The organism is Thermosphaera sp. (assembly GCF_059755995.1).
In genome coordinates, this window is sequence record NZ_DBOUKL010000044.1 from 1 (window position 1) to 8,208 (window position 8,208).

7 protein-coding genes and 1 pseudogene are annotated in these 8,208 nt (G+C 44.4%); 3 read left to right on the forward strand and 5 right to left on the reverse strand.

The genetic code is table 11. The features are described from left to right. The 5 genes from AC3OH0_RS04470 to AC3OH0_RS04490 form a co-directional block, all read right to left on the reverse strand. Positions 1–691 (reverse strand): PmbA/TldA family metallopeptidase (locus tag AC3OH0_RS04470; RefSeq protein WP_498344907.1); only part of this gene is annotated, 691 nt, incomplete at its 3' end. Between the two features lie 163 nt (positions 692–854). Continuing rightward, a complete protein-coding gene (locus AC3OH0_RS04475) occupies positions 855–1,556 on the reverse strand; it encodes a hypothetical protein (RefSeq protein ID WP_498344908.1) in 702 nt (233 codons plus the stop codon). Continuing rightward, the gene (locus tag AC3OH0_RS04480; protein WP_498344909.1) at positions 1,553–2,845 is read right to left on the reverse strand and encodes an ATP-binding cassette domain-containing protein; all 1,293 of its coding nucleotides are present in this window, start codon (positions 2,843–2,845) and stop codon (positions 1,553–1,555) included. Before AC3OH0_RS04480 ends, AC3OH0_RS04475 begins: the two co-directional genes overlap by 4 nt. Before the next feature lie 54 nt (positions 2,846–2,899). Beyond that, positions 2,900–3,646 (reverse strand): ECF transporter S component, encoded by a 747-nt coding sequence (locus AC3OH0_RS04485; RefSeq protein ID WP_498344910.1) that lies wholly within the window; start codon positions 3,644–3,646, stop codon positions 2,900–2,902. 50 nt (positions 3,647–3,696) lie between these two features. Further along, positions 3,697–5,007 carry a pyridoxal-phosphate dependent enzyme gene (locus tag AC3OH0_RS04490; protein WP_498344911.1) on the reverse strand — a complete coding sequence of 437 codons (1,311 nt, stop codon included), beginning with the start codon at positions 5,005–5,007 and terminating at the stop codon, positions 3,697–3,699. Between the two features lie 144 nt (positions 5,008–5,151). Here AC3OH0_RS04490 and AC3OH0_RS04495 point away from each other — a divergent pair, with 144 nt between their 5' ends. From AC3OH0_RS04495 to AC3OH0_RS04505, 3 genes and pseudogenes are all read left to right on the forward strand, one after another. Beyond that, on the forward strand, positions 5,152–6,516 hold the full coding sequence (locus AC3OH0_RS04495; RefSeq protein ID WP_498344912.1) for an MATE family efflux transporter: 1,365 nt from the start codon (positions 5,152–5,154) through the stop codon (positions 6,514–6,516). Between the two features lie 40 nt (positions 6,517–6,556). Next, positions 6,557–7,549 carry an ABC transporter ATP-binding protein gene (locus tag AC3OH0_RS04500; protein ID WP_498344913.1) on the forward strand — a complete coding sequence of 331 codons (993 nt, stop codon included), beginning with the start codon at positions 6,557–6,559 and terminating at the stop codon, positions 7,547–7,549. Then, positions 7,539–8,208: pseudogene (locus AC3OH0_RS04505) on the forward strand (hypothetical protein); the annotation flags it as partial. The gene AC3OH0_RS04500 and the pseudogene AC3OH0_RS04505, both read left to right, overlap by 11 nt.

Consider the following 8,208-nt stretch of genomic DNA (forward strand, 5'->3'; position numbering starts at 1 on the left):
CGTATCTTCCAGGGGTGACTCGCGGAGCGGTTAGAGATTCTATCAAGAGCTTCGCGTTTGTTGAAGCATATTCCTCTAAATCAATAGTCTTGAAGAACTCCCAACCCCCTACAGTGGACTCGGATACTGAGAGGGATTCGTAATTATTGTTTGAATGCGCAACCAATCTGCATCCAACACCGATCATTCTTCGCGTAAAATCGATGAAGTCTCCATTGCTTGAAACATAGACTCGCCTATCTTTTTCGAAAGCGTATGGGATCGTTATACTAGAGAGCTCTTTAAACTCTTTCAACCTTTTATGCATTTGGTTGAGAATTTCGATTTTCTCAGCATAGTCGACATCAAAAGGGTCTATTCCGTAATGACTTATAATTTTGTCTTTAAACGTGCCTCGAGACTCCATTGAAACAATGCTACTATAAGGACTACTACTTTTTGCAATCTTCACGGCTTTCTCTACCGTGAGTTTTAGATTCTCGTTAGACATGATGTTGGTGAAGGAGTAGCCAATTCTGTCTCCAATTAATACGCGCACACCTATTCCTCGGGAAAAAGATACTCCGGCATCCCTTACAACTCCATTATCTAGAACTATGGTTTCATACAAGTGCTCCTGGTATCTTAAGTCAACGAATTCGGCTCCTAGTTTGATTCCATGGGTAATTACGGAGTCGAAATTTAATTCCATAGGTCTCAACTTTGTTTAAATATTCATTTACGAAATAAATAGGTTGCGTTATAGTATTGCTTGAAGGTTTTTAAGGCTTGTTGGAAAACCCATTATATGATGCTGAAGGTCCCGAACACTGCGGAGATCTTCTCGATGAAGAAGCGGTGGCTGCCTGAGTTGTTTATCTCAGTAGCAATAACATTAGAAAAGAGAAAAATACGAGGATGATGTCTGGGGTATATTCCTCCTTCACCAAGAGTATGGTCGTCTTCATCTCCGAGTTCAGCCTGTGGTACGAATACTCCTCTAAAAACCTCCCTACCTCAACTACTCCAGCTACTACCACAGGGATTCTAGCCGTCGTTTTCTCGTTTTTCAAAGCACCAATCATTAAAGACTCTACGAACCATTTCATTCCGTAAGGAACGAGTCTCCATATAAGAAGCGGGATATGAACCGCTAGTTTCTTGAAACCTATTTTCCTCAGAATATTCGTAAGAGATGCAGGACTCAAAATAGCCACTATGAAAATAATAGTAGTTGATAAAGTTATAGTTCGAGCTATAATCAAAAGGATATCGAGAATGCTTAAGCTACTCCACCCTAAAACATTGCTCAGCAACGTGGAACCACCCATGTAAGCTCCTACAAGACTCGTTAAAACCAGCGTCGACAACGCCCATTCCATCCCGGGATAGTACAGACCCAGAAGAAGTGTTAAAACACCCGTAATAATGACTCCATGTGGATGGCGTAGCATTAATGTTAGAACACACAGGATAAAGATTAGTTTTGAGAAAGGTTCAGCGCGTTTAAAACCCTCCTCGCTACGCAAGAAGAAGACGTTGTAAATTATGGACACGAGTGCGCCAACCACGCTCATTTCTTGCCCACCTCAACCGTCTCGTCCAAGATTTTGAAAACCCTCTCATCATGTGTCGAGACAATTATTGTTAAACCGGACTCAGTCAGCTCTATAAGATGCTCTAAAACCTGGTGAGAGCTAACATCATCAAGCCCTGCCGTGGGCTCATCCAACATGTAGATTTGATAGTTTGATAAAAACGCTGAAGCCAGTACCACCCTCCTTCTCTCACCTGAGCTGAGCCTTGCAAGAGGACGGTGCAATATATTTTTAAGATTGAAGCGTTCAGCTATATCTAGCAGTTTCGATTCATCGCCCTTGCTTGCATAGAGGAGTTCCTCCCAAGGCGTGGGCTTGGTGAAGTAGATAAGCGGGTTTTCCGGAATGTATATGCGTTTCCCTTTCCCGAATACCCTGCCCTTACTCGGCTTTAACACCCCGGCCATTATCTTGAGCAATGTTGATTTACCTGACCCGTTAGGTCCTGTAAGCCCTGTTATAATTTTCTCCTTAATACTTAGCGAGAAATCCTTGAACAAGTAGTCCCCTCCCGGATATTTAAACCATACGTTTTCAAGTCTGATTGCAAACTCATTACTACTTCTTATACCGCGTTCAGGCAGTAAAGGGTGAGAAAAGAAATCGTTTCTCCAATGCCCGGAATATACTGGTTGTCCGTTATGCAGGTAAATGATTTTAGATGCCAGATCCCTCCAGAATAATGGATTATGGTCGACAACCACCACGGTCTTCCCGTCTTTAAGAGCTGTTTCAACAACACTGTGCAACATTTCCCTAGCATACTTATCAATGTAGACAAGCGGCTCATCTAGAATAAACACTGAGGAACTTCTTGCTAAGGACTCAGCCCATATTAATCTTTGAGTCTCACCAGCGCTTAACCCGTATGTTGGATTCTTCAGCTTCCTCCCAAGCCCGAGCTTCATCAGATCGAAAAGCTCACAAGTATATCCTGCTACCGCTAATGAATGGCAGTATTCTGTTTCCACAGAGTAGCCTACTAGAGCAAACCATGGTTCCTGCGGAATGTATGCTACATCGGAGTAAAACTCATCAGGGGGGATTTCATCAATGGGAGTATTCCTTATTAATACCTTACCCTTAAAATATCCTCCGACCAGCCCAATAGTACCTGTTAAAACCCTTACGAGCGTAGTTTTCCCACTTCCTGATTCTCCAGCAATCACCAAAAGCTCTCCCGGGTAGAGCTCGAACTCTATGTTTCTAATAGTGAAGCCTCCCGGATATCCCGCCTCGCTTACTTCAACGTTAATAACCGGTTGCATAGCATGATACCGTTTAACCTTTAGCAATAGAATTGAATAGTTAATACAATGATTTTATTCTTTTTCAAAAAAACCAGCTTTCCTCAGCCAGGAAGCAACCGGTATTGAAACAGCAATCCCCACTAATGCTTGACCAACATTCACAGGGATCTCAAATACAGCGTTCACCGGGGGTCTACCGGTCAACGGGTTCGACACGAAGTACTCGTAAAGGAAGTAGCCTGTAACCATTAACACGCCTCCTATTAGCAGAGCTATTGTTTCAGAGAAGTTAACAATATTCCTAGATAAGCCGTAAGTGGCGAGCCCGCCGATCACGAATGCTATTAGTATCCACGCCCACACAGGTATGTTTAAAATCGGTGCTTCAAGAGTGATTCCAGCCCATTCCCCTGGACCCACGTAAACTTCTCCAGAGTAGAAGAATATTCCGAATAGGAGCAACCCAACTGTTAGAGAACCCCCCGCAAGCATAGAGTAGTAGGCTTTATAGACCTTCCCAAACCGCTTCACAAGATACCCTGCAACATAGCCTTCAATGAATTTTATCACTAATGTGCCGGGGGCGAACAATCCATACCCGGTGGAGATGTCTGCTAAAGCCGCGCCGACACCTCCAGCAAATGCGGCAACAATTGGTTCTGTTAAAAGAGCTGCGAGATATATCATTGATTCTCCAAGGTTGAAATACCCTCCCGTTACTGGTTGATATATTTGAAGCACTACTGTCGCGGAATAAACTAGAACAGTGAATACAACAATATTGATGATTCTCCTTGTTCCAAGTGCTTTAGCAGACATGCTATCACCATTTAATAGAAAAATAATATTTGAAATATTAAGTTTATCCTTTAAGTAAAACTTTCAATATGTCTTGCAAAGTACTTTTTCACGCCCGCGTCAAGCTTGGCTTCAACATACCCCATTTCCACAAGGTCTCGGAGATGCTGATAAACCGCTTGAGGCGTCACATCTATTCCAAGATGCTTCCATACCTCATACCCTGTGAGACCTGGCTTGTTAGATATTAGCTCAAGAATCATCTTCTTAGTGATGCCTGGAAATGGGGCTGAAAACCTTTTTCGATTAGGCCTTGTGTAAAGAAGTGGTGCTTTCAAGCCGTGGCCCGTTAGCAAAATAACAGAGTCCTCAACTTCTCCGTATTTAAAGAATCCTGCCAAGCTTACCGCTGACGAGGGCTCCACGAAAAGCCCTTCCCTTTTAGACAGCAACTTTGCCGCTTTAACCGCTCCGCTGGAGTCAATGACGACTATATCTCCATAATCCTCGAGAACCTTTAAAACAGTCTCCTTTATGTAAGGCTGACTGTATCCTAGCCCTGTTAAAACAGGTTCCCTGCATTTCTCAACTCTCTCCTTCAAAACCTGTGAGTACTTTGGGCTTCCACAATGTTCTATTCCGATGAGCTTAGGCATTCTATTAGCCACGCCCGCGTCGACCAATTCTTTAAAACCCTTGTATAGTGCCAGTAACGTAACCCCGCTACCAAGAGGTAGGAACACTTTTCCAGGAACAGCCTTGAGGTCGAGGAATATCTCATAAGCTATTGTTTTCAATCCCTCGATTGAGAGAGGGTTGTGCAAGGATGACGCATTATATGTCTTACCGCTAGCTGTCTTTCTGGAAATCGTCTCAAGCAAGGACTCAATGGATTGGTCGCTGAGAATCAGCTTTGCCCCGTATGCACGTATTAGAAGAGCTTTCGCATCCTCCATTGACGAAGGACCGTATACTGTTACTTTCAAACCCACCCTTGCAGCATAGGCGGCAATACTTGCCCCCATGTTTCCATCACTGGCTAGGATGAGCTTTTTCACACCGGTGTCTAAAGCGTCCGCGATTATTAACGGTGCTACCCTATCCCTGAAGCTTCCAGTAGGATTGCGCCCCTCGTCTTTAAAATAAACGTTCATATCCTTGAAAAGCCTGCTAGACTCCAGTAGAGGAGTGTTGGCCTCACCCATTGTTATAGTGTTTTCGAAGCGTGGAAGCATGTTGGTAAATCTCCATATTCCTTTTAAATCCTCCCTGATGGAGAAGCGCCACTCAAACACCGGGGTCAGCAAGCTGTTGCAGTATGGACATGTAATTCTTTTAATATCCCAGAAAACTTCACCACAGCATGAGCACTTAAACTGCAAGCACAAGCCCCTTTTAATCTATCATGTCGAAACTAATTATCTTGACCAGTTATTACTATTTTAAGTAGTCAAAACACTGTCCACTCATGCTCTAATATAGTTATATAAGTGAACATTAATTGTGAACCCTAGGCGTGTTCAAGAATGGATGATAAACATTGGGTTGTTAAACAACCGGTTTTGAAGACAATGCTGAAGCTTGGACTCCCCATAGGGGTTACGCAAGCCCTACAAGTCGTTTACAATTTAACAGACATGTACTGGCTTGGCAGGCTGGGAAGAGAAGCACTAGCAGCTGTGAACGCTACTTGGCCCGTGTTATTCTTAATCATAGCTGGCTTAGCCGGTCTCTTCCAGGCAGGGCTTGCACTGGTTTCACAATACTGGGGTGCTGGAGACTATAGGAGATCGTTGAATGCTGGAGGGCAACTATTATTTCTTGCGGTGGTTACAGGAGTACCGCTTGGAATCTTATCATATATGGCGGTCCCGGTGTTCCTCGAGCTCATCGGAGTTCCAGCAGAGGTTAGGGAGGGCGCTGTCATCTATGGAAGAATCTTTGCATTAGGCTTCTCCATATTCGGATTAATGGATTCTGTTCTCTCAATATATTCGGCTGCGGGCGATACTTTAACAATCATGAAAATCCGTTTGATAGGAGTGTCTATCAACATTATCCTAGACCCTATAATGATATTCGGCCTCTTTGGCTTCCCCGCTCTCGGCATAGCTGGTGCCGCCATAGCAACACTGCTGAGCGACCTGGTGTCAGGAATAATCTCCCTAGCCCTACTCTCAAGCCGCGGGGTTAAAGGTGAAAGACTAAGGAGGGGTGATCTAAGGCTTGACTTCTCCCTGATCAAAAAGTTCTTCAGGATAGGGTTGCCAATTTCAATCTCATCCCTAAGCGAAGCCGCAGGGTTCACCGTGCTAACGGGAATAATAAGCCTTTTGGGGTCCAGCGCGCTGGCCGCTTGGGGTGTTGGGGACAGGCCTTTCAGCTTACTCGAAATTCTAGTGGGAAGTATTCTAGCCGCCCTATCCACGATTATTGGACAAAACCTAGGGGCTGAGAATTTTGGGAAAGCTAAGGAAGCGGCTTATAAGGCGATCATGCTAGCTACAGGAATAACCTCTGTAGGGGTTTTCACGCTGATTGCTTTGAGATACGAGGTGGCACGCTTATTCATTCCTTCAGACCCCGAGGTTATACAGCACGCATCCGATTTCATCCTTTTCATGGGACCCTCAATAGTGTTCTTCACCATGCTCAGGGCAGCATACAGTGTGGCACAGGGATCCGGCCATACGAAGCCGGTCATGTACATAACTATTCTTCGACTCTGGTTTCTAAGGAATATTCTAGCCTACCTTTTCGGTCCGGGTCCTTTAAGCCTAGGGGTAAAGGGTTTGTGGGTTGGGATGGCGATCAGCAATGTCATAACGGGGTTAGTCGCTCTTGCATGGATTGTTCACGGTAAATGGTTAAAACCCGTTATCAAAGATTAATTTGAACAAGCAGTAAAGTCTAGCTGAAGGAGGATCCCTGTTGAAAACCATTATTATCGAGCATTTAAAGAAGAGCTACAGGGTTAGAGAGGGCTTTAGGGAGACTAGGTTTATCGAAGCGATCAAAGATGTGAGTTTCTACGTGAGTAAGGGTGAAATCCATGCTCTTCTAGGTCCTAATGGGGCTGGAAAAACTACCACCATTAAGATTCTGTCAACCCTTCTCCTACCGGATAGCGGGTTAGTGAGCATAAAAGGATTTGATGTTGTCAGGGAAGCTGAAAAAGTAAGAAGGATAATAGGTCTTGCAATAGATGTTTCAAAAGGATTCTACTCATCTCTCTCCGGGTTTGAAAACCTTGTTTTCTACGGCCTGTTGAAAGGGCTTTCGCTATCTGATTCTCGTAGAAGAGCCCGAGAGGTTTTGGAGCTAGTAGGACTGGAAGAGTTAAAGGCTTCTGACTCGCCCTACTTCACATACAGCCTTGGTATGCGGGCTAGGCTTGCCATCGCCAAGGCTCTTTTAAACGATCCCGAAGTGCTTCTACTAGACGAGCCCACGCTAGGCTTGGATGTTGAGAGTAGCAGGCATGTTAGGGAGATGCTTGTTAAACTAGCTAGGGATGGGAGGACGATACTTGTAACCGGGCACAACATGCATGAAATAGAGATAGTATCGGACACTGTAACAATCATTAATAAGGGAGAAGTGGTAGCATCGGGAACCCCTAATGAGTTGAAAAGCAGGGTTGGCTTAGTCCTTAGGCTCAAAGTTCAGACAACGTTGGATTCAGAGCCGTTATTGAAGAAGATTATAGCAGATAGCCTGTATGTCAAACGAGTTGCTTCAAGAGTGAACAGCAATGGAAGGGTTGAAGTCAGCGCAATAATATCTTCGAATAGAGAAGACGTTGTGGAGGTTTTATTTAAGGCTTCGAAAGAACATGGTGTTAAAATACTGGATCTCCAGCTCATAGAGCCCTCGCTTGAGGATGCCTACTTAGCTATTCTCGGTGTTCTAGATGAGTATTAAAGGTGTTTTAACAGCCCTGGTGTACAGGGAGGTTGCTTGGCTGAAAAGATTCATAGGAGATTATGTTACGATCTGGCTACTTCCTTCCATATACGGGGTTGGCATAGTTTTCCTACCAACCCTCATGGGCGATGTAGACTTCGTGTTGCAAAGATTCAGCAGTCTCTTCAACCATGTGATGACGCTTACAGACGCGCTCGTGTTTAGTTTAAGCCTTTCAGCAATACTAACAGTTGTGGCTGTTACCGTGGGCGATGTCGTGCAAACCTTGTACGCAGAGTTCAAGGTTTATGGCTCGTTCACTATTATTCTGGAATCAACCAGTATTCCAGTATACGTGTTGGCTACCTCAGTTATTAGACCGTTAATCATGACGTTCCTTTCAACACTCTATCTAGTTCCGGCTCTTTCAATGCTTTTAGGCTCAACAGGTTTAAGCCTGTATTTACAACTTCTCGCAGCGTTAACGCTTTCTTCTCTCGTCCTGGGAGTCTTATCGGGTATTATAGGAGTTTTAATCGTGTTCTACACAAACGTGAAGCGACCCTGGAGTGTTTCCAATACTATTGTTCCCATATTGTTATCAGGCTCCGGGGTTTACATCCCGTTGCAACTAGTCCCGCTTGTCCTGAGAGCCATTGCATCAGCAACACCTATAC

Excerpts from the sequence above, each read along its gene's own strand:
- AC3OH0_RS04475 (WP_498344908.1), bottom strand. The coding sequence starts at position 1,556 with ATGAGCGTGGTTGGCGCACTCGTGTCCATAATTTACAACGTCTTCTTC.
- AC3OH0_RS04480 (WP_498344909.1), bottom strand. The coding sequence starts at position 2,845 with ATGCAACCGGTTATTAACGTTGAAGTAAGCGAGGCGGGATATCCGGGA.
- AC3OH0_RS04485 (WP_498344910.1), bottom strand. The coding sequence starts at position 3,646 with ATGTCTGCTAAAGCACTTGGAACAAGGAGAATCATCAATATTGTTGTA.
- AC3OH0_RS04495 (WP_498344912.1), top strand. The coding sequence starts at position 5,152 with ATGGATGATAAACATTGGGTTGTTAAACAACCGGTTTTGAAGACAATG.